The following is a 21,006-nucleotide window of genomic DNA, read 5'->3' on the forward strand; positions in this document are numbered from 1 at the left end:
TTCTCGATCAACCCTAACGCTGCCGGCCCATCGACGTTCTACATGCTGCTACGTTTCGGCGGGAGCGGGAAGAAATAGCTCGTTCGCTGCTGGTATTCCCGGTACCCCGGACGCTTTTCCATGCTCCGCTCCAGCAGCCTCGCGCCCGTGGCGAACACCAGAAAATACGTCATCGCAATAGGCGAGAGAAGGGTGAACACCCCGGGCCACGCCGACGCGGACACCAGGAACAAGCCCCACCACACAGCCGAGTCACCGAAGTAGTTCGGGTGCCGAGTCCAGGACCACAATCCCCGATCCATGATCTTGCCCTTGTTCGACGCGTCGGCCTTGAAGGCTTTCAACTGTGCGTCGCCGACTGTCTCGAACGTCCACCCGAGCAGCCAGAGCAGCACACCGACCACGACAACCGGCAGGACCGACCCGTGCGCCACAGCAGAGACCTGCAGCGGCAGGGACACGAACCACAATGCGAGCGCCTGCGTCAGATAGATCTTCCGCAGGGCATAGAGGGTTCGGTTGCCAGGTGCCTTGGACAGCAGTTCGTCGTAGCGCGGATCCTCGCCGTGCCCGCGTGAGCGTTGAAAGACGTGCAGCGCGAGGCGAAGCCCCCACACGGCGACGAGTACGAGCAGCAGTATTCGGCGCCAGCCTTCTCCGGTGCCGGTCACGGCCGAGATCAGCGCGATCAGCACGAAACCGCCGCCCCATGTCACGTCCACCACGTTGTGGCGTCCGATCCGCGCGCCGATGACCGCGGTGACGATCATCAACAGTGCGACTGCGCCGAGGCTCGCCAGCGATACGGTCAGGAAGTCGGACCAGTTCACCGTGCGGACACCCAGTCCGGACGAACCGGTTCCATACCCGACGAGCCCCCGTCCGGACGTACGGAGAGAATCTGGTCGACGCCCATCCTGTTGTCCCGGAATGCCATTGCGCCACCGATCAGATAGAGCCGCCACACGCGAGCGACCTCTTCGCCGACCATTGCCACCACCTCGTCGAAGCGGGCCTCGAAACGCTCGGTCCAGACCTCGACGGTGCGGACGTAGTGCTCTCGCATGGCATGAACGTCGCGCACCTCGAGTCCGGCCTCCTCGATCATCGCGACCGTCCGCCCGACCGGGCGCATGTACATATCGGGGGCGATGAACGACTCGATGAACGCGCCACCGCCGGGATTGTCGCCCTCTTTTCGCGACATCTGCTGAATCAGTACGCGCCCACCCGGCTTGACGTTGGCGTACAGCGCGGCCGTGTAGGTCGGGTAGTTGTCCTCCCCCACATGTTCGCCCATCTCGATCGACGCCACCGCGTCGAACGGCCCGTCCGGGATTTCCCGATAGTCCTGGATTCGAATCTCGACATTGTTCTGTAGCCCTCGATCGGCGATTCGCTTGTCGATGAAGGCTTTCTGCTCGCGCGAGATGGTCACGCCGACGACCTGCGCCCCGTACTCCGCAGCGGCATGCAGACTCAGTGAGCCCCAACCACATCCGACATCGAGAAAACGCTGCCCAGGCTTCCTGTCGAGCCCGATCTTGCGACAGACGAGGTCCAGCTTGTCGCGTTGTGCATCGTCGAGGGTGTAGTCCGGCGAGTCCGAGGTCCAGTACCCCGACGAGTAGGCCATGTGTGAATCGAGCACGAGCTCGTAGAAGTCGTTGGACAGGTCGTAATGGTGACTGATCGCTGCCCGGTCCCGCATCAGCGAGTGCAGTCGGCCTTTCACCACCGCCTGAGACGCAGGCGGCGGCAACGGCCGGCCCAGCACCCCGAGGTCCTTGGCCAGTGCTGCCAACTGCAACAGAGAGCGCGGCTTCGGTCGAACCGCCGAGAGTTCTCGTGCGCGGACCACCGCCCATACGTGGTCGAGGGCTGCTCCTACGTCCCCGGCGATGTCGAGCTCACCGGTGACGTAGGCCTGCGCCGCTCCGAGTTCGCCCGGACTCCAGAGCAATCGGCGCAGAGCATCGGGACTGTGCAGGCTCACATGAGGAGCGCCCGCATCACCGGCGACCGATCCGTCCCAGGCCTGCAAGCGGACCGGCAGTGGGCCGCCGATGAGGGGTTCGATGATGGCGGCAAGTCGAGGTGCCACGCCCACACCGGAGTCGAGCACGGGTTCGGCGAGTGTCGACGATGTCATTTCTCGTCCCTTCGATCGAGCACGATCTGCTGAACATCGAGATACCCGGAACGAAATCCGGCCGCCGAGTAGCAGAGATAGAAATGCCACATGCGGGCGAAAACCTCGTCGAAGCCCAGATCCTCGGCCTCGCTACGGTATTGCGCGAAACGCGCGTCCCACAGATCGAGGGTTCGCGCGTAGTGATCTCCCATGGAGAGCCGCTCCCGAACCCGAAGCGAGGTGTGCTGCTCGGTCACCTCGTCGATGGCCCGCACCGACGGCAGAAATCCACCGGGAAAGATGTATTTGTGCACCCAGGTGTAGGTGTTTCGGGTGGCGAGCATTCGATCGTGCGGCATCGTGATCGCTTGGATGGCAACGCGCCCACCCGGCGCAAGCAGCGAGTCGATCGTCTCGAAGTACGTTCCCCAGTACTGATGCCCGACGGCCTCGATCATCTCGACCGACACGATCGCGTCGTACTCACCGTCGACCAGACGGTAATCCAACAGGTCGATCTGGATCCGGTCGCCGTAACCGGCAGCGGCGCAACGCTTGCGCGCCAATTCCTGCTGTTCGATCGACAGGGTCACCGACCGAACGGTTGCACCTCGTGCAGCTGCGCGGATGGCCAGCTCGCCCCACCCCGTCCCGATCTCGAGCACCCTGGTTCCCGCACCGACGCCTGCGCGGTCGAGTAGCCGGTCTATCTTGCGGCGTTGCGCCTCGGCCAGCTCCTCACTGTCGTGCTCGTTTCTGGGATCGCTGAACAGGGCGCTCGAGTACGTCATCGTCTCGTCGAGGAAGAGCTCGAAGAGATCGTTCGACAGATCGTAGTGACGCGAGATGTTCGATCGCGTGTTCTTCGTCGAATTACGCTCGTTGCGTGGTGGCTTGGGGATGTAGAGCCCGCGCAGTCGCTGCAGGGACTTCGGGATCAGCGAGGCCATTCGCCGCGCGAAGACCTCGAGCACGGCGGTGAGGTCCTCGGCATCCCAATCGCCTGCCATGTACGCCTCACCGAATCCGATGAGCCCACTGTCGCCGACTCGGGCGGCGAATTCGCGTGGCCGATACACGGTCATCAACGGAGCATCCTCGGACCCGCCACCGATCATCGCGCCGTCGGGCATCGAGACTCTGACGGGCAGTCGCGCGACCGCACGACGAAAGAGGAAGTCTGCGACCGGCGCGGCGGCAGCAACTTTGACGCCGCCGGGAACGCGCGCGATCTGGGGCCACACCCGGGGGTCGACGACCGGGCGGGGACCGACAGCGGTCCGATTGTGGACGCTGGACACAGAATTGGGTTTCGACACTGTAGTCATCTGTTGGCCCTTTCCTTCTGTAAGCTTCGTGCCCCCGGAGGGGCAGGCTTGTGCACGATCTTCAGACCACGCGCCCAGAGCCGAATACCCTGCCAGCGAATCTGTACCACCACTCGTAGCGGTGCAAACGGAATCGCCAGTGCTGTGCGAATAATCGACCGGGTCGTCACCTCTCGCCGGTGACCGGTGACGGTTGCCACGAACGGGGGTTGGCCGGTGCGTTCGAGGACGATCGAGAGCCGAAGCGAGGCGTCGGGTTCGGGCAACCGCATGGAGTACTCGCCGTCGACGTCGTTGAACGGCGATACGTAGAACTCTTTCGGCGTGCGCGCCGCACCGCGGTGGTCGGTGTGCAGTAGATACCGGTGTCGTTCACCGTAGGTGTTGTGCACCTCCGCAACGACACAGCGGAGGTCTCCGTTGCGCTCGTGACACCAGTACACACTCAGCGGGTTGAACGTGTGACCGAACACCCGGGCGCTCGCCAGCATCATGACGCGTCCGCCCGCGAGGTCGATGCCGTGTTCTGCCAGAAACGCATCGATGTTCTGCCGAATGGTCGCGGTGGGGTCACCGAGGTGATCGCGCGACTGAAACGACGCCAGGGGGCGAAGCAGCCTGGGCAACTCGGGCAGTGCATCGAGGTCGACGAACCAGCTGTAGCTCTTGTACGAGAACGAGTTTCTGATCGGAGCTCGTCGAACGTGGTCGATTCGGGTGAGATACAGCGCCGCCCCACGGGCACGGGTGGTCGCCAGATTCGGGGTCACAGCCACCTCGCACCTACTCGTCCGGCCGCGCGTGCTCCCGACAGCGCACCGTCCTCATGGAATCCCCAGCCGTGGTAGGCCCCGGCGAAAGCGAGCCTGTCGGTATCCAATTCCGGTAGCCGGCTCTGCGCGGCCACCGATTCCGGGGTGTATTGCGGGTGCTCGTAGGTCATCTCGTCGAGCACGGAATCGGGATCGATGCGATCGGCTCCGCCGAGGGTGACCAGCATTCTGCGGTCGGTATCGGCCAACCGCTGCAGCCTGGTGAGATCGTAGCTGACCAGAACCCGATCGGGCTTGGCGTCACAGGCCGGGAGGTGATAATTCCACGACGCTCGTGCCCTGGTGTTCTTCGGCAACACCGACGAATCGGTGTGCAGTGCGGTGTGATTGACCGAGTACGGCATCGCCCCGAGGACCTCGTGCTCGAGCGCCGTGGGTTCTGCGAGCATCTTCAGCGCGGTACCCGGATGAACGGCGATCACTGCGGCGTCGAACGTGCGTAGGTTGTCTCTGCCGTCACGGATCTGTACCGAGTCCTCGGACCGGTAGACCGCACGCACCGGGGTGTCGGTCAATACTTCGTCGATGTGTCGTGCAACCCGCGACACGTACTCGATGGATCCTCCGGTGACGGTACGCCATGTGGGAGATCCGGTGACGGTGAGCATTCCGTGGTGCCGAAGAAATGTGAACAAGTAGCGCGCCGGGTACGCGAGAGCCGTCTCGGGGTCACACGACCACACTGCCGACACCAGCGGCGTCATGAAATGTGACTCGAAATACGGCGAGAACGAGTGCTCGGTGAGAAACCGACCGAGGGTGATCTCGGAATCCGTGGGGTCGGACCGGTCGAGCAGTTCGGTTGCCAGCCGATGAAAACGCTTGACGTCGAGCAGCATCGAGACGAAACGAGGCCGGAACACCGCTGTGCGTTGCGCGAGGATCCCGCGCATGCCCTGGCCCCCGGAGTACTCGAGGCCACAGCCGTCGCAGCGCACCGACATGCTCATGTCCGAATCCTGTGTCGGCACGTCGAGTTCTGCGAACATTCGAAGCAGGGTCGGATACGTCCGATCGTTGTGCACGATGAACCCGGTGTCGACTCCGACCTTTCCGCCGGGACCGTCCACGTAGTGGGTGTCCGCGTGGCCACCGAGGCGAGAATCGGCCTCGTACAACGTCACCGACGATGTCTTCGACAGTGCGTACGCTGCCGTCAGACCGGCAATTCCGCTTCCTACTACAGCTACCCGACGGCGGCTCACGATTGCCCGCCCGAGCAGGTGGCCGTCGAATCGGAGGCCGAACGATCGTCTCGGCGCTCCAGGGCGTCGGCGATGCCGAGAACCATCTCACGCGTTGTCCGTGACCACATCCGAGGGTTGCGCAGCATGAAATGCCCACCCGGTACCGACAGGTATCGAGCAGCTGCCCCCGCCGACGCGGCCCGCTCCGTCGCGGCGCGCGAGCTTCGCGGATCGGTCCACCGGTCTGCCTTTCCGTGCACGACGAGCAACTCGTGGCGCTCGTCGAACGAGTCTGCCTCGGTGCCCTCGGGCCACCACGGTGCCAAGGCCACCACTCCCACAATTGAAGGGTCCTCGATCAGGGCAGCGGCGGTACGGCCACCCATCGAATGGCCGACGACCACGACGTGAACGTCAGGATGCTCGGTGTGGATTCGGTTCAGAGCCCAACGGGCGTCCTCGACGGGGGTCCGCTCCGGAGCGTTCCAACCACGGAACCGATATTGCAGTTGCTGAACCGAGATGCCGCGGCCCCGTCCGGCGCGGCGAAGCATCCAGGTGAATTGCCACATTCGTAGACCGGCCAGGTGCCACGGCCTACTGCGCGCCCGGCTGACGTCCTTGCCGCCGCCGAGGACCAACACGACCAAGGCGGGATCGGCTATCGGCCTGCCTGCGCGCAGAACGGGAGTCGGCTCGTTGCTCATGATCATTATTCGACACCGCTTCCAGTTCGGGTGGGATCGGTCTCCTCGGGCCCATTGTGACCTGCCCGACAGAAGAAAGAAGACCGGACCGAGAGCGTGTCTCTCGGTCCGGTCTTCAGCGGTGGAGCTGCCGGGAATCGAACCCGGGTCCTCTGCTGCATTGCCAGGGCTTCTCCGTGTGCAGTCCGCTATGTCTCTGCTTGGATCTCCCGATCTCGCGAACAAGTCAGGATGACGATCCCAGCCACTGTTTGATGTTCCTCATCATCCCGCGGCCGGATGAATCGGTAAGCCCTCTAGCTGATGCCAGTACCCGGGCCGAGGGCAAGCCCGGACTGACAGACACGCAGTCGCTACTTAGGCAGCGAGTGCGTAGTCGCGCTGATTGGAATCGGCGCTTATAAGGTTGCGATGACGCTTACGGTGGTCTCTCGCCTGCACCGACACGCTTCCCCTGACTCAACATACAAAGTCGAAACCGTTCAGCCCCGTATGTTCCCGAACACTCTGTCCGGGCTGTTCAGTGTAACGCCTCGCATGGCCACATTCATCCCATTAACTGCCGGCCCGGCGATCCGTCACGTGGGATGCGGCATCGGCCTCCACACGCTGCACCACCGTACGTAACATTCGGCGCGCCAGGACCAGCCGTGCGGGCAGGGAGGCGTACCAGACGGCACGGCCGGCCAGACCACGCGGGAAGAACACCAACCGCTGCTCGATCGTCGGCTGCTTCGCCGTGCCGCCGACCGTCAGGTCCAGCCAGGCCTCACCGGGAAGTCGAGTGGCGCACTCGAGCCGAGTGGTTCGTTCGGTGCCCGACGCGGATGCGTCGGGTCCGGTGGCGTCGCGGCGCCAGCCGGTGAGAACGTCGGCGTCGGCCAGCCTCTCGAGTGCGGGTCTGATCGCGGTCGACTCCGCCGCGATTCGGGCGACCCTGGTGTCGGTGTAGACGACCTCGCCTGCCCAATCCGGATCCGAGGGCAACGGATCCGAGGGTGCCGAGGTACCGGTGGCGTCGGTCCACCTCGTCTCGACCTCGCCGTCGTCGATCTTGCGCAGAGCCAATCTCACGGAGTCGCGGTAGCCGGTCAGGCCGCCGTCCGGACGCGGTACCACCGCATCGATGTCCATTTCGTGGCCGACGGCGTCGTACTGCAGTGATTCGATGAGCGGCATCGCCAGTCCGCGAGGAATGGGAGTCACCAGCCCGATCCAGTGGCCGGCCAGTCGCGGTGTCAGTACCGGTAACACGATGATCCGACGCTGTCGAAGCCCCGCGACATCGGCGTAGATGTTCATCATCTCGCCGTACTGCATCACGTCCGGACCACCGATGTCGAATGTTCTGGATTCGGTGATCGGCGCACTCGCCGCCCCTATCAGGTAGTGCAGCACGTCGCGCACGGCGATGGGCTGAATGCGGTTGTGCACCCACCGCGGAGTGGTCATCACCGGAAGACGGTTGGTCAGGTGACGGATCATCTCGAACGACGCCGATCCGGATCCGATCACCACGCCGGCCTGCAGCACGATCGTCGGTACACCCGAGTCGATCAGAATGCGTCCCACCTCGGCACGGGACTTCAGGTGCGGGGACAGCTCACCGGTCGGTGGATGCAGTCCGCCGAGGTAGACGATGCGCCCCACACCGCATTCGGCCGCCACGGCTGCGACGTTCTCGGCGCTGTCTCGTTCGGTATCGGCGAAATCGGAGTGCCCGGCGGTTCCCATCGAGTGCACCAGGTAGTACATGATGTCGACGCCGGCGAGCGCTGCCTTCAACGATTCCCGGTCACTGAGGTCTCCTTCGGCGATCTCGACGTCGGCCGCCCACGGGACGGCGTCGAGCTTGGCCGGGGTGCGCGCCAACACCCGAACGCGGTAACCCTCCTCGAGCAGTCGCGGAGCCAACCGCCCGCCCAGGTATCCGGTGGCACCGGTGACCAGGACGCGAGGCCGCGACGCGGCCTCGGAGGTGGGGGCATCGGAGGCAGAATCGGAAGCTGTCATAACCGGGGGCATTACCCGCGTGCGAGAGTGTTCAACCCGCGAGCGCGATCATGGCGATGGCACCGAGCGCCAACGCCATTCCCACTTTCTGCAGAGTTCCGACGCGCTCCCCGAGCATCACCATCGCCAGCAGCACAGTGGCTGCCGGATACAGCGAGGCGATGACGCTCACCAACGACAACAGGCCGCCCTGATACGCGTAGATCATCGCCGCATTGGCAACCACATCGAGCACACTGACGAAGGCGGCGAGTCTGAGCACGCTGCCGTGCGGGGGCGCGAAGTGACCGGACGCCAACGCCACGACCCAGACCACGGCCGTCGCCGACGCGCGCGAGGCCGCCAGCGGCCACAGGCCGCTACCGCCGCCGATCTGGTGCAGAAAGATGAAGGCGAAGGCGAACGTCACGCCCGAACCGACCGTCAGCAAAGCCACGGTTCTGGTGAACTTCATCTCGCGACCACCGGCCACTTCACCGGTCAACTCGTCGGGCGACTCTTTGCTGACGAGCACCACTGCCACCAGCGCCACCGCAATGCCGACGAACGCGATGATGCCGGGACGCTCCCCCATCGACAAGCCCACCAGCACCGGAATCCCGGCAACCAGCACCGCGGTGACCGGGGAGACGACGGCCATCGGCCCGGCAGCGAGAGCAAGGTAGAACCACCAGACCGCGACACCACCGGCGACACCGGAGGCCAGACCCCACAGCATTGCCGAAAGCTCGATCGTTCCGCCTACGAACGGTGCAGCGAGCAGCACGATCACCAGCGACAGTGGGTAGGAGACGATGACCACTCGCAGGGCGGCGACCCGGCGGGATGCGACGCCGCCGACGAAATCACTCACCCCGTAGCCGACGGCTGCCACGAGAGCGAGCAGGACTGCGGTCAGCGCATACCCTTCACGCGACGCCCCAGCTCACGGGTCACTTCGCGCTCGGCGGTGCGCTTGGCCAGCGACTGTCGCTTGTCGTAGTCCTGCTTGCCCTTGGCCAGTGCAAGTTCCACCTTGACCTTGCCATCGGAGAAGTACATCGACAGCGGCACCAATGTCAGATTTCCTTCTTTGACCTTGCCTGCCAGGCGATCGATCTCGCGGCGATGCAACAGCAGTTTGCGGTTTCGACGCGGCGCATGGTTGGTCCAGCTGCCGAGCGTGTATTCCGCGATGTGCAGCCCGCGCAGCCAGATCTCACCGTCGTCCACGGTTGCGAAGGCGTCCACCAGTGAGGCTTTTCCGTCGCGCAGGCTCTTGACCTCGGTCCCGACGAGGGCGACTCCGGCCTCGAAGACGTCGAGGATGGAGTAGTTGTGCCGCGCCTTGCGGTTGGTCGCGATGGCCTTACGGCCCTTCTCTCTCACTGCAGGGCCCTTTCTCGAGCGTTCGCCGGGTGGACCGGTTCCACGGGCAACCGCTCCAGCATAGAACCGATGAGCAAACGCTTTTATTCGCGCACGTACAGACGCAGCGTGATGTAGGCCGTCACAGCGGCCATTCCCACGCCGACCAACGCCAGGAACGGTGAGACCAGTAGCACGTCGCTGTTCGATATTCGGGCCAAAATATTGGCCTGATACACGTCCGAGAGCACATCGTCGATGAACATGTTCTTCGCCGTGAACAGCCCGGCAATGGCCAGTGCGGATCCGATCAATGCCGCCACGACGGCCTCGAGCAGGAACGGCAGCTGGGTGTACCAGCGAGTGGCACCGACCAATCGCATGATCCCGACCTCGGTTCGCCTGGTGAAGGCGGCGATCTGGACCATGTTGGCGATCAGGAGGATGGCCGCGATGGCCTGCACCGTGGCGATCGCGAAGGCAGCATTGCGCACACCGTTTAGCACACTGAACAAGCGCTCGACCAAGTCACGTTGATTGAGCACGCTCTGCACACCCGGCCGGTTCTCGAAGCTGTCGTTGATCACCCCGAACCGCTCGGGATCGCTCAGGCGCACCTTGAACGAGGCCGGAAAACTGTCTGCGCTGACCAGCTCCGCCAGCTCGGGCTGGTCCTTGAACACTCGCTCGGTGGCGTCCTTCACCGCGTCCTCGCGGTTGAGATACTGCACCGACACGACCGACGGTGTGTTCTCGAGATCCGAGCGCAGAGTTGCGCAGGTCTCCTGGGTGCAATCGGGATCGGATGCCGAGATGTCGTCGGTCAGAAAGATCTGCACTTCCACCCGATCGAGAAAGATCTGTTGAGTTTTCCCTGCCATCTGCACTACCAGCAGTCCACCGCCGAACAGGCCGAGGGAGATCGCCGTCGTCAATATCATGGCGACCGTCATGGTGATGTTGCGACGAAGTCCGGTGAAGACCTCACTGAAGATGAAACTTGCGCGCATCGCGGAATCCGAGCCCTTCGATTCGTTCGGTGGAGAAGTCTGAGCGGTTCAGTCCGGTCGAGGGCGTTAGCGCCCGACGCCGTAGACCCCGCGGGCCTCGTCCCGAACGACTCGTCCGTTGTCGAGTTCGACGACGCGACGGCGCATCGAGTCGACGATGTGGTTGTCGTGGGTGGCCATCAGCACCGTGGTTCCGGTGCGGTTGATGCGCTCGAGCAACAGCATGATGTCTTGACTCGTGTCCGGATCGAGGTTTCCGGTCGGCTCGTCCGCGAGCAGAACCAGGGGGCGATTGACGAAGGCCCGCGCGATGGCCACCCGCTGCTGCTCGCCACCGGACAGCTCGTTCGGCAGACGATCGGATTTGCCGCCGAGTCCCACCAGGTCCAACACCTCGGGGACGGTTCGCTTGATCATCGAACGAGGCTTTCCGATCACCTCCAGCGCGAACGCGACGTTCTCCACCACCGTCTTCTGTTGCAGGAGGCGGAAGTCCTGGAACACACACCCCATGCTCTGCCGCAGCCGCGGGACTCGTCGGGCGGCGAGCCTGTTGACGTGGAAGTCGGCCACGTGGACATCGCCCGAGGTAGGCGTCTCCTCCTTGAGGAGCAGACGCATGAACGTCGACTTACCGGATCCCGAGGGGCCGATCAGGAACACGAACTCACCCTTGTCGATGGAGACCGTCACTTTGTCCAGGGCGGGCCTGGTGGAGGTCTTGTAGGACTTGGAGACATTCGAGGTGCTGATCACGGGTCGCCAGTGTAGTCCTTACCCACCGGTAACCGCTCGAACCTCGAGGGCACAGCGGCGAGTCCCCAGAGACGGTAAAGACCGCGTCAGCGCGACGATGTCGGCGCAGGTTGGCTGGGTACCAGCGACTGAATCGCCGGTGGAATCGGCAGACCGAATGGCGCTGTCGTCGTGGGCGGTGTGGTCGTCGAGGGCTGCTGACCGGTCCCTGCCACGCCCGTCGGCTGTTCGGCTGCACCCGTCGCGGTGGGCGTCGACGACACGCTGGACGTCGCCGACGGAGTCGTCTGATTCTGTGGCGAGGTGTACGGCGTCGGCGCGTTCGGGTCCACCGCTACCGGCCCCTGGACCGCTTCTTCGTTCTGCGCCTTCAACTCCGCACTGACCTGGGCGTAGAGCATTGCAGTGAGAGCGAAGCAGATGCCGAACGCCACCGTCGACGTACGGACGCGGCCACCGATCGTCGCCGGAATACGCCACTGTCGCCAAGTACGCCGGGGCGGCTCGGTTCCGGAATCCGGTGTGGTCATTTCTTCTCGATCCTCACGGGCCCGGAGGCGTCGGGGGCAACGCCCGCCGTGCTGAGGTCCGGCGCGACGCTGATTCCTTCGGGTTGCAGGGCAGCAGCCACCCGCACCCGGATATCGCGACCGACCTGGAACTGCTTACCCGGCAATGTCCGCGCCACGAGACGGACATTGACCTGGCCCACCTCGATGCTCTCCACACCCATCACCGTCGGTTCGTCGAGCAGCAGTGGGCGCAGTCGAGCGTCGGCGAACGCGTCCCGACCCACCGCCCGCAGCAGCGCGTTGACCTGCGTGAGATCGGCGGTACTCGGCACAGGCACATCGACGACGGCGCGGGCCCAGTCCTTGGAGAGATTGATCGACTTGACGATCTGCCCGTTCGGGATAGTGATGACCTCACCGTCGACGCTCCGAACGCGAGTGACCCGCAGCGTCACGTCCTCCACGGTGCCCTGGGCGTCCTCCGCGGACCCGAGCACCGCAATCTGCACTACGTCACCGAATCCGTACTGGCGTTCGGTGATGATGAAGAAGCCCGCGAGGATGTCCTGCACGACGCGTTGAGCTCCGAATCCGAGAGCTGCACCGAGGACAGTCGCCGGTGCGACGAGGCCGCCGACACCGAATCCGAAGCGGCGCAGCACCTCGATGGTGACCAGGGTGTAGATGAGCGTGACCGCCACCCAGGTGATGACCTGAGCCAACGCATGACGATGTTTGGCGGCCTCGGACCGAACGAGCGCATCGCTGTGCTGATAGTTCGCATCTATTCGAGACGTGATTCTGGACCCGGTCCAGGTGACGAATCGCGCAGCCAGCAGACCTCCGAGGATGTACAGCACGATTCCGAGGCCGTTGAGTTTGACCTCGAGCGTCGGATCGAGCCAACTTGCCATCGGATCTACTGCTCCCCTCGCATTCGCCAGCGAATTCCCGACTCCAGAAACCCGTCGATGTCCCCGTCGAGAACAGTAGCCGGATTGTTCACCTCGTACTCGGTTCGCAGATCCTTGACCATCTGGTACGGGTGCAATACGTAGGAGCGCATCTGGTTACCCCAGGAGCTACCACCGTCGCCCTTGAGGGCATCCATCTCCGCCCGCTCTTGCTTGCGCTTGACCTCGAGGAGCTTGGCCTGCAGCACGCGCATGGCCGAAACCTTGTTCTGCAGCTGGGACTTCTCGTTCTGACAGGTCACCACGATGCCGGTCGGGATGTGGGTCAACCGGACCGCGGAGTCCGTGGTGTTGACCGACTGTCCACCCGGTCCGGACGACCGGTACACGTCCACGCGCACATCGCCTTCGGGGATCTCGATGTGATCGGTGGTCTCGACGACCGGAAGTACCTCGACCTCGGCGAAGGAGGTCTGTCGACGCCCCTGGTTGTCGAACGGGCTGATCCGAACGAGTCGATGTGTGCCCTGCTCGACCGACAAGGTTCCGTACGTATACGGGGCCTTGACGGCGAACGTGGCGCTCTTGATACCCGCCTCCTCGGCATATGACGTGTCGTAGACCTCGACGCCGTACCCGTGCTTCTCGGCCCAGCGGATGTACATCCGCATCAACATCTCGGCCCAGTCGGCGGCATCGATCCCACCTGCACCGGACCGAATGTTGACCAGGGCATCGCGGGCGTCGTACTCGCCGGACAGCAGGGTCCGCACTTCCATGGCGGCGATGTCCTCACGTAGCGCTGCTCGTTCGGCGTCGGCGTCGGCGGTGGCCGCCGTGGCCGCCTCGCCCTCTTCGCCCTCGGCCAGCTCGTACAGAACCGGCATGTCCTCCAGCCGTTGCCGAAGCTCTTCGACGCGGCGAAGCTCGGCCTGCGCATGGGAGAGCTGGCTGGTCACCTGCTGGGCGTGCTCCTGGTCGTTCCACAGGTCCGGTGACGCCGCTTGATGCTCGAGTTCGTCGATGCGCCGCCGCAGTTCCTCCACGTCGAGCACCGACTCGACGGTGGACAGAGTGGTGTCTAGCTCGGCCAGGTCTGCTGAAACGTCGGGATGCACGAGAGTCAAGGTTACCGGCAGTCGAAGCCGAGCCCGACCGCCCCCGACTCCGCCGATCCACACGAGCCGGACGGAGTCCGACGTCGAGGGTTCGAATCGCGCTGATTTCAACTCTCGTCGGACCAGCCGGTCGGCCACTAGGTTTCGGATCATCGACATATTCGCATCTCGACACGCCTGCCACCGCTCGGCGGCGGCCACACCCGCAGCACACAGGAGCCCCGTATGACCGTCACCGATCAGTACCTCGAGAACAACAGGGCGTATGCCGCGACGTTCGACTGCCCCTTGCCGCTGCCGCCGTCGAAGCACGTCGCAGTGGTGGCGTGCATGGACGCTCGACTCGACGTCTATCGAATCCTGGGATTGGCCGACGGTGAAGCCCACGTCATCCGGAATGCGGGCGGTGTGATCACCGACGACGAAATTCGGTCGCTGGCCATCAGCCAGCGCCTGCTCGGCACGAAAGAGATCATCCTGATCCATCACACCGACTGCGGAATGCTCACGTTCACCGACGACGAGTTCGCGAAGGCTCTGCGGGACGAGACCGGAATCGAGCCGAACTGGGCCGCGGAAGCATTCCCCGATCTGGACAGTGATGTTCGCCGGTCGCTGGCACGCATCGAGCAGAGTCCGTTCGTCACCTTGCACGAATCCATTCGAGGCTTCGTCTTCGATGTGGCCACCGGAAAGCTGAACGAAGTCGGCGGATAGGCCCGAGGACACTGGTCGCCACATGCGAGAGGCCGCGTGCACGGCGATAGTCTTCTCCGGTGACCGATTACGCCGCTGATCTTTCTCTCGCCCTCCGACTCGCCGACGAGGCCGACGCGATCACCCGTCGACGTTTTCTGGCCATGGACCTCTCGGTGGATTCCAAGCCCGATCTCACACCCGTCAGTGACGCGGATCTGGCCGTGGAGACGATGATTCGCGCAGAACTCGGCTCGGAGCGTCCGGGCGACGCGTTGCTGGGCGAGGAATACGGCGGCACTGCGACGTTCAGCGGCCGCCAGTGGGTGGTCGATCCCATCGACGGGACGAAGAACTTCGTGCGGGGCGTCCCGGTGTGGGCAACGTTGATCGCACTGCTCGACGATGGAATACCCCGCGTCGGGGTTGTCAGCGCGCCTGCATTGCAGCGCCGCTGGTGGGCAGCGCGAGACCTGGGGGCCTGGACGGCCTCGGACGGGGCCGCGGGGCGACGGATTTCCGTCTCGAAGGTCGATGCACTGTCCTCGGCGAGCCTGAGTTTCTCGAGCCTGTCGGGTTGGGCCGACCGTGGCGCTCGGGACCGGTTCCTGGATCTGACCGACGCCGTGTGGCGGGTACGCGGGTACGGCGATTTCTTCTCGTACTGTCTCGTTGCCGAGGGTGCGGTCGATATCGCGGCCGAGCCCGAGGTTTCGCTGTGGGACCTCGCCGCGCTCGACGTGCTCGTTCGCGAGGCCGGTGGCGATTTCACCGCACTGGACGGTGTTGCCGGTCCGCACGGCGGCAGTGCGGTCGCCACCAACGGTCTGCTGCAGCGCGAGGCACTGCGCCGACTGTCCCCCGAATCCTGAGTTCGGGTCTCTACAGCACTGCGGCCAGTACCAGTGCAATCAACGGTGTGATCCCCTGAATTGTGGCGGCCCTGAAGTACTTTGCGCCACCGGTGGCCAGCACGAGCGCCGCGCCGACGATGCTGGCGCATGCGAAGTAGACGATGGCGTCACCCGCGGATCCGCCCATGACGATACCGACCACGATGCCGATGGCGAGAAACAGGTTGTAGAAGCCTTGATTGAAGGCCATGGGTTTGGTGATGTCGGCATCGTTCTGGCTCGCGAGCCCGAACCTGGACCATACGGCCGGCTTCGACCACAGGACGCTCTCCATGACGAAGATGACGACGTGGAGCGCCGCTGCGAGTGCGGCGAAGATTTGAGCTGTCGGATGCACGGGACAAGCCTGACACACAGCTGCGCCGGAGGGTACGAACTCGGGGTTCGGTGTCGTGCGCCACGCAAACTTACTCGATAGTAGACAGCTAACTTACTCGGGAGTAAGATTCATCTGGTCCGTGACCGATGCCGAGGAACTGGTGATCATGAGCAAGCAAGACAGTGTGGTCGACGCGCAGCATCCGAAGGTGCCCCGCGATACTTCAGCGGTTGGCCTCAATCCGTTCAAGAGAGACGCGATCGGAACCGCCATGCGTGTTCTGACTGCGATCACCGGATCGGAACTGGCGGAGAAGTACAACCTCCGTCAGACCATCGACAGGGTGACGTACGAGAGCACCAAGACCGGGTTCAAGACACTCGGCGCGGCCAATCGGACGTTCTCCAAGGTCACCGGTGGCGGTAAGCCCAAGCGTCTCGACGACGGTGCCGCCAAGAATCTGAGCTACTTCGATCTGACCCCGGACGACGAGCAGCGCATGATCGTCGAGACGGTCAAGGAGTTCGCCGAGGAGATTCTGCGTCCGGCCGCCTTCGACGCCGACCACGATGCGTCCTCACCCGAAGATCTGGTGCGCCGCTCGGCAGAGCTCGGCATCACCTTGATCAACGTTCCCGAGGAACTCGACGGCGCGGCCACCGAACGCGGAGCCGTGACCAACGCTCTGGTCGCCGAGGCACTCGCGCACGGAGACATGGGCCTGGCACTGCCGATTCTCGCGCCCAGCGGTGTGGCCGTGGCCCTCACGCAGTGGGGAACGGACGCGCAACAGAAGACGTACCTCCCGGCCTTCGTCGGCGAGAAGGTACCCAACGCCGCCGTTGTCGTGAACGAGCCCCGCGCGTTGTTCGATCCGTATGCACTCCAGACCAAGGCCGTACGCTCCCCCAGCGGCTACAAGCTCAACGGCGTCAAGAGCCTCGTGCCCGCCGCCGGAAGCTCCGAGCTGTTCATCATCGCCGCCGAACTCGAAGGTCGTCCGGCATTCTTCATCGTCGAGTCCGGCTCCAATGGACTCGTGGTCGAGGCCGACCCGAGCATGGGCTTGCGCGCAGCGGGTCTCGGCCGCTTGGTCCTCACCGATGTCGCCGTGCCCGAGTCGGCTCTGCTCGGCGACGGGGACGCGGACCAGCGCGCCGCCGAGTACAGCGCCGCTATCGGCCTCGCGCGTCTGGGCTGGGCCTCGTTGGCCGTCGGTACCGGTCAGGCCGTCCTCGACTACGTGGTCCCCTACGTCAACGACCGCGTTGCCTTCGGCGAGCCGATCAGCAACCGGCAAGCCGTCGCCTTCATGGTCGCCAACATCGCCATCGAACTCGACGGCATGCGGTTGGTCACGCTGCGCGGCGCTTCGCGAGCCGAGCAGGGACTGTCGTTCGCTCGTGAATCGGCACTCGCGCGTCGACTCGCCTCCGAGAAGGGCATGCAGATCGGTTCCGACGGTGTGCAGCTGCTCGGCGGCCACGGCTTCACCAAGGAGCACCCGGTCGAGCGTTGGTACCGCGATCTGCGGTCCGTCGGCGTCGCCGAGGGCATCGTTCTCATCTAGCTTGCCGCCCCGAATTCCATGGCACTCACCCAAGGACACATACGATGATCAATCTTGAACTTCCCAAGAAGCTTCGGGCGCAGGCGAATCAGGCTCACCAGGTCGCTGCCGAGATCTTCCGCCCCATTTCCCGCAAGTACGACCTCGCCGAGCACGAGTACCCGGTCGAGCTCGACACGATGGCCTCGATGGTCGAAGGCATGTCCGACGCCGGTGGCCAGATCGGCGGAGCCGCCGGTGGCCGCGAAAAGGACAGCGAGTCGGCCAAGCCCAGCAAGACCGCGAACGCCAACGGCGGAAACATGTCCGCTCTGGTGAACGTGATCGAGACCTGCTGGGGCGACGTCGGCCTCACGCTGTCGATCCCCTACCAGGGACTCGGCAACTCTGCCATCGCCGCAGTGTCCACCGACGAGCAGCTCGAGCGCTTCGGCAAGGTGTGGGCGTCGATGGCCATCACCGAGCCCGGGTTCGGCTCCGACTCCGCTGCGGTGACAACCACGGCCGTGCTCGACGGCGACGAGTGGGTACTCAACGGCGAGAAGATCTACGTCACGGCCGGTGAGCGTTCCACCCACGTCGTCGTGTGGGCAACAGTGGACAAGTCTCTCGGTCGTGCGGCCATCAAGTCGTTCGTCGTCCCGCGTGACGCACCGGGACTGTCGGTTGCCCGCCTCGAGCACAAGCTGGGCATCAAGGCCTCCGACACCGCAGCATTGCTGCTCGAGGATTGCCGCATTCCGAAGGACAACCTGCTCGGCACCGCCGAGGTGAACGTCGAAAAAGGCTTCGCCGGCGTCATGCAGACCTTCGACAACACGCGCCCCCTGGTGGCCGGCATGGCCATCGGCGTGGCACGGGCAGCACTCGAAGAGCTGCGGTCCATCCTGGTGGACGCCGGAGTCGAGGTTTCGTACGAGACCCCCGCCTACAACCAGCACGCGGCGGCCGCAGAGTTCCTGCGCCTCGAAGCCGACTGGGAGGCAGCTCATCTGCTCGCACTGCGCGCGGCGTGGATGGCCGACAACAAGGAGCCCAACTCGCTTCAGGCCTCGATGTCCAAGGCCAAGGCCGGTCGTTCTGCGGTCGACATCACTCTCAAGGCAGTGGAACTGGCCGGTACCTACGGGTACTCCGAGCGCCCGCTGCTCGAGAAGTGGAGCCGCGACTCCAAGATCCTCGACATCTTCGAGGGAACGCAGCAGATTCAGCAGCTGATCGTTGCTCGTCGTGTACTCGGAAAGTCGTCGGCAGAGCTGAAGTGACACCTGGCTCGTCGTCGAGCCGAGAAGTATCCGCGAAACGGCATCGGACCTCGCGTCCGGTGCCGTTTTCGTGCGTCAGAAAGAAAATTCCGGCACCGGTGTCGATATCGTGGCCTGTCGAACGTCGTCATCGTGTACGGCGATACACGCCGTGACTCCGACGTACCGACACCAGGAGCGCACCATGAAGTACATCCTCTTGATCAATGCCGACACCGCGCCCGGAGCAGCACCGGGCTGCAGCAGTGTGGAGGACTGGATGACCTACGAGAAAGAGATGAAGGAAGCGGGCGTGTTCGTCTCCGGGCACGCGATGGCCGATCTCACCACTGCCACGGCGGTGCGCGTCGATCCCGGCACCGGGGAGCGCACCGTCACCGACGGACCGTACGCCGAATCACACGAGGTACTCGGCGGCTACGACGTGATCGACGTGCCCGACCTCGACGCTGCGCTCGAGTGGGCGGCCCGATGCCCGGGTTCCAAGGACGGCGGCGCAGTGATCGTGCGGCCCCTTGCCGAGTTCTGAACAGCCGAATTCCGACCTGCACGATTCTCGATGAACGAGTCCGAGGCCCATCGATCGATCGAATCGGTGTTCCGAGCCGAGCGCTCGGTGCTGCTCGCCTCGTTGGTTCAGCGGTACCGCGACCTCGACCTCGCTGAGGAAGTGACGTCGGACGCCATCGAATCGGCCCTTGAACACTGGCCGATCGATGGCGTTCCGTCCCGACCCGGAGCCTGGTTGCTCACCACCGCCCGCCGAAAGGCGGTGGATCGCCTGCGCCGCGACAAGACTCTGGCGGCGAAACTGGCAGTGCTTCGAGCGGATTCGGATCGAGCCGAACCAGCTCACTCGAACTCACTCGACGACGCTCTGCCCGACGACCGTCTGCAGTTGTTCTTCACGTGCGCGCACCCAGCTCTCGCTGCCGATGACCGCCTGGCGTTGACGCTTCGATGCCTGGCCGGTCTTTCCACCGCCGAGGTCGCCCGGGCGCTGCTCATCCCTCCGGCCACCGCAGCTCAGCGAATAGTGCGAGCCAAGAACAGGATTCGCGTCGCGCACATCCCGTTCCGTGTTCCGGGGCCGGACGAGTTGGCGGACAGAGTGCCGATGGTGCTCGGGGTCGTCTACTCGATCTTCACCGAGGGGTACTCGGCGACGTCCGGTGAGCGGGTCGGGCGAATCGATCTCGTCGACGAAGCGATCGGGATGGGTCGGCTCCTGCACACGGCACTGCCCGCCGAGACCGAAGTGAGCGGGCTGCTGGCGCTGATGCTGCTGATCGACGCCAGACGCGCCGCTCGGATCGGGCCCGACGGCCAGATCGTGCTGTTGGCCGATCAAGACCGTCGACTCTGGAACGCCGAATTCATCGCCGAAGGTACTGCGCTCGTGGTCGAGGCACTCGGGGGTGGCCCGAGCGGTCCCTACGCCGTGCAGGCAGCCATAGCCGCAGTGCACGACGAGTCACTCGAGTCCGACCGCACCGACTGGCCGCAGATCTTGGCCCTCTACGACGTGCTCACCACTCTGATACCGAGCGCGATCGTTGCACTGAACCGGGCGGTGGCGCTGGCCATGTGCGACGGCCCCGCCGCGGGTCTGCAAGAGCTCGACCGGCTTGCCGACGAGCCCTCGCTGCGCCGCTATCACCCGTATCCCATGGCGAAAGCCGATCTGCTGCAACGGCTCGGACGACTCGACGAGGCAGCGGTCCACTATCGACGGGCACTGGATTTCGCCCGAACCGCACCGGAAAAACAACTGCTTCACCGTCGCTTGGCCGAGGTGAACGGCGGTGTCGATCAGGCCGACAGAACCGATTCCAGCTGATCGGCGCGCAACGGTCGATCCGCGTACACCAGACGAATTGCGTTCGGATCCGGGTTGCCGGTATCGGGTCCGCGAGCAATGAGCTCCAGACCCGCGCGTTCGGCCACTCGCGCCGACGCGACGTTGTGTTCGAGGAGGTACGCCACGATCGGCAATTCGGGTTCGGTTCGGTGCGCGCACTCGACTGCGATCTCACACATCTCCGCGGCGTATCCGTTGCCCTGCGCGTCGGGATGGAGGCGATAGCCGAGATTCCAGAAGGCGTTCTGCCGCTTCGAGCACCCGCCGTAGCCACTGATCGTGCGGCTGCCGCGCTCACGAATGATCCACGTGGCCAATCCATCCCGCCGCCACTGCTCCACCCAGCCCAGCAACATTCGTTCGGTTGCACCGGGATCGGTATGCCGAAGGCTGGGAAAGTGGGTCCACGACTGCGGGTCGCTGCAGATCGCATACATCGCATCGAGATCCGTGATGAGCGGCTCGTCGAGATCGAGTCGCGAGGTTCGTGTTCGCACACCGTGGATCCTAGGGGGAAGAAGT

The 21,006-nt window shown here is 64.4% G+C and carries 22 protein-coding genes and 1 other RNA gene; 6 read left to right on the top strand and 17 right to left on the bottom strand.

Annotated features, from left to right (window positions below; translation table 11 throughout):
- Positions 1 to 38 precede the first annotated feature (38 nt).
- The 15 genes from ACOQFP_RS02565 to prfB all read right to left on the bottom strand — a co-directional run bounded on the left by ACOQFP_RS02565 (position 39) and on the right by prfB (position 13,859).
- On the bottom strand, positions 39 to 770 hold the full coding sequence (locus tag ACOQFP_RS02565) for a DUF1295 domain-containing protein (protein ID WP_241256884.1): 732 nt from the start codon (positions 768 to 770) through the stop codon (positions 39 to 41).
- 56 nt (positions 771 to 826) lie between these two features.
- Positions 827 to 2,152, bottom strand: coding sequence for a cyclopropane-fatty-acyl-phospholipid synthase family protein (locus ACOQFP_RS02570; RefSeq protein WP_341244860.1), 1,326 nt, complete (start codon positions 2,150 to 2,152; stop codon positions 827 to 829).
- Positions 2,149 to 3,462: an SAM-dependent methyltransferase gene (locus ACOQFP_RS02575; protein ID WP_241256827.1), complete on the bottom strand. Its 1,314-nt coding sequence runs from the start codon at positions 3,460 to 3,462 to the stop codon at positions 2,149 to 2,151. The genes ACOQFP_RS02570 and ACOQFP_RS02575 overlap by 4 nt, the downstream gene beginning before the upstream one ends.
- Positions 3,459 to 4,238: a DUF1365 domain-containing protein gene (locus ACOQFP_RS02580; RefSeq protein WP_421583339.1), complete on the bottom strand. Its 780-nt coding sequence runs from the start codon at positions 4,236 to 4,238 to the stop codon at positions 3,459 to 3,461. Before ACOQFP_RS02580 ends, ACOQFP_RS02575 begins: the two co-directional genes overlap by 4 nt.
- Positions 4,229 to 5,500 carry an NAD(P)/FAD-dependent oxidoreductase gene (locus ACOQFP_RS02585; RefSeq protein ID WP_421583340.1) on the bottom strand — a complete coding sequence of 424 codons (1,272 nt, stop codon included), beginning with the start codon at positions 5,498 to 5,500 and terminating at the stop codon, positions 4,229 to 4,231. The genes ACOQFP_RS02580 and ACOQFP_RS02585 overlap by 10 nt, the downstream gene beginning before the upstream one ends.
- A complete protein-coding gene (locus tag ACOQFP_RS02590) occupies positions 5,497 to 6,189 on the bottom strand; it encodes an alpha/beta hydrolase (RefSeq protein ID WP_421583341.1) in 693 nt (230 codons plus the stop codon). Before ACOQFP_RS02590 ends, ACOQFP_RS02585 begins: the two co-directional genes overlap by 4 nt.
- Before the next feature lie 119 nt (positions 6,190 to 6,308).
- Positions 6,309 to 6,679: a transfer-messenger RNA gene (gene ssrA, locus ACOQFP_RS02595) on the bottom strand.
- A 65-nt stretch (positions 6,680 to 6,744) separates the two neighbouring features.
- On the bottom strand, positions 6,745 to 8,202 hold the full coding sequence (locus ACOQFP_RS02600) for an SDR family NAD(P)-dependent oxidoreductase (protein ID WP_421583342.1): 1,458 nt from the start codon (positions 8,200 to 8,202) through the stop codon (positions 6,745 to 6,747).
- Positions 8,203 to 8,233: 31 nt separating this feature from the next.
- On the bottom strand, positions 8,234 to 9,088 hold the full coding sequence (locus ACOQFP_RS02605) for a DMT family transporter (protein ID WP_341244753.1): 855 nt from the start codon (positions 9,086 to 9,088) through the stop codon (positions 8,234 to 8,236).
- An 8-nt stretch (positions 9,089 to 9,096) separates the two neighbouring features.
- Positions 9,097 to 9,570 (bottom strand): SsrA-binding protein SmpB, encoded by a 474-nt coding sequence (smpB, locus tag ACOQFP_RS02610; protein WP_206489902.1) that lies wholly within the window; start codon positions 9,568 to 9,570, stop codon positions 9,097 to 9,099.
- An 83-nt stretch (positions 9,571 to 9,653) separates the two neighbouring features.
- Complete coding sequence (ftsX, locus tag ACOQFP_RS02615) at positions 9,654 to 10,559, bottom strand: permease-like cell division protein FtsX (RefSeq protein ID WP_206489901.1); 906 nt, start codon at positions 10,557 to 10,559, stop codon at positions 9,654 to 9,656.
- A gap of 66 nt (positions 10,560 to 10,625) precedes the next feature.
- On the bottom strand, positions 10,626 to 11,315 hold the full coding sequence (ftsE, locus tag ACOQFP_RS02620; RefSeq protein ID WP_206489900.1) for a cell division ATP-binding protein FtsE: 690 nt from the start codon (positions 11,313 to 11,315) through the stop codon (positions 10,626 to 10,628).
- Positions 11,316 to 11,401: 86 nt separating this feature from the next.
- Entirely contained in the window at positions 11,402 to 11,845 is a 444-nt protein-coding gene (locus ACOQFP_RS02625; RefSeq protein ID WP_421583343.1) for a hypothetical protein, read from the bottom strand.
- Positions 11,842 to 12,741: a mechanosensitive ion channel family protein gene (locus ACOQFP_RS02630; protein ID WP_341244751.1), complete on the bottom strand. Its 900-nt coding sequence runs from the start codon at positions 12,739 to 12,741 to the stop codon at positions 11,842 to 11,844. Before ACOQFP_RS02630 ends, ACOQFP_RS02625 begins: the two co-directional genes overlap by 4 nt.
- Before the next feature lie 5 nt (positions 12,742 to 12,746).
- On the bottom strand, positions 12,747 to 13,859 hold the full coding sequence (gene prfB, locus ACOQFP_RS02635; protein ID WP_206489897.1) for a peptide chain release factor 2: 1,113 nt from the start codon (positions 13,857 to 13,859) through the stop codon (positions 12,747 to 12,749).
- A 225-nt stretch (positions 13,860 to 14,084) separates the two neighbouring features.
- Here prfB and ACOQFP_RS02640 point away from each other — a divergent pair, with 225 nt between their 5' ends.
- Positions 14,085 to 14,576 carry a beta-class carbonic anhydrase gene (locus ACOQFP_RS02640; protein WP_421583344.1) on the top strand — a complete coding sequence of 164 codons (492 nt, stop codon included), beginning with the start codon at positions 14,085 to 14,087 and terminating at the stop codon, positions 14,574 to 14,576.
- Between the two features lie 59 nt (positions 14,577 to 14,635).
- Entirely contained in the window at positions 14,636 to 15,427 is a 792-nt protein-coding gene (hisN, locus tag ACOQFP_RS02645) for a histidinol-phosphatase (protein ID WP_341244752.1), read from the top strand.
- Between the two features lie 10 nt (positions 15,428 to 15,437).
- Here hisN and ACOQFP_RS02650 read toward each other — a convergent pair whose 3' ends face one another.
- Positions 15,438 to 15,806 (bottom strand): DUF1304 domain-containing protein, encoded by a 369-nt coding sequence (locus tag ACOQFP_RS02650; RefSeq protein WP_421583345.1) that lies wholly within the window; start codon positions 15,804 to 15,806, stop codon positions 15,438 to 15,440.
- Positions 15,807 to 15,948: 142 nt separating this feature from the next.
- Between ACOQFP_RS02650 and ACOQFP_RS02655 the strand changes: the two genes are divergently transcribed.
- From ACOQFP_RS02655 to ACOQFP_RS02670, 4 genes are all read left to right on the top strand, one after another.
- Positions 15,949 to 17,358, top strand: coding sequence for an acyl-CoA dehydrogenase family protein (locus tag ACOQFP_RS02655; protein ID WP_341244754.1), 1,410 nt, complete (start codon positions 15,949 to 15,951; stop codon positions 17,356 to 17,358).
- 44 nt (positions 17,359 to 17,402) lie between these two features.
- Positions 17,403 to 18,623, top strand: coding sequence for an acyl-CoA dehydrogenase family protein (locus ACOQFP_RS02660; protein ID WP_421583346.1), 1,221 nt, complete (start codon positions 17,403 to 17,405; stop codon positions 18,621 to 18,623).
- A 184-nt stretch (positions 18,624 to 18,807) separates the two neighbouring features.
- The gene (locus ACOQFP_RS02665) at positions 18,808 to 19,152 is read left to right on the top strand and encodes a YciI family protein (RefSeq protein WP_008717629.1); all 345 of its coding nucleotides are present in this window, start codon (positions 18,808 to 18,810) and stop codon (positions 19,150 to 19,152) included.
- Between the two features lie 30 nt (positions 19,153 to 19,182).
- Positions 19,183 to 20,463 (top strand): RNA polymerase sigma factor, encoded by a 1,281-nt coding sequence (locus ACOQFP_RS02670; protein ID WP_421583347.1) that lies wholly within the window; start codon positions 19,183 to 19,185, stop codon positions 20,461 to 20,463.
- Here ACOQFP_RS02670 and ACOQFP_RS02675 read toward each other — a convergent pair.
- On the bottom strand, positions 20,436 to 20,981 hold the full coding sequence (locus tag ACOQFP_RS02675) for a GNAT family N-acetyltransferase (protein WP_421583348.1): 546 nt from the start codon (positions 20,979 to 20,981) through the stop codon (positions 20,436 to 20,438). The genes ACOQFP_RS02670 and ACOQFP_RS02675 overlap by 28 nt on opposite strands.
- Positions 20,982 to 21,006: the final 25 nt, after the last annotated feature.

The sequence above is a fragment of the Rhodococcus sp. MALMAid1271 genome (genome assembly GCF_049195265.1).
In the GTDB taxonomy this organism is placed as follows: Bacteria; Actinomycetota; Actinomycetes; order Mycobacteriales; family Mycobacteriaceae; genus Rhodococcoides.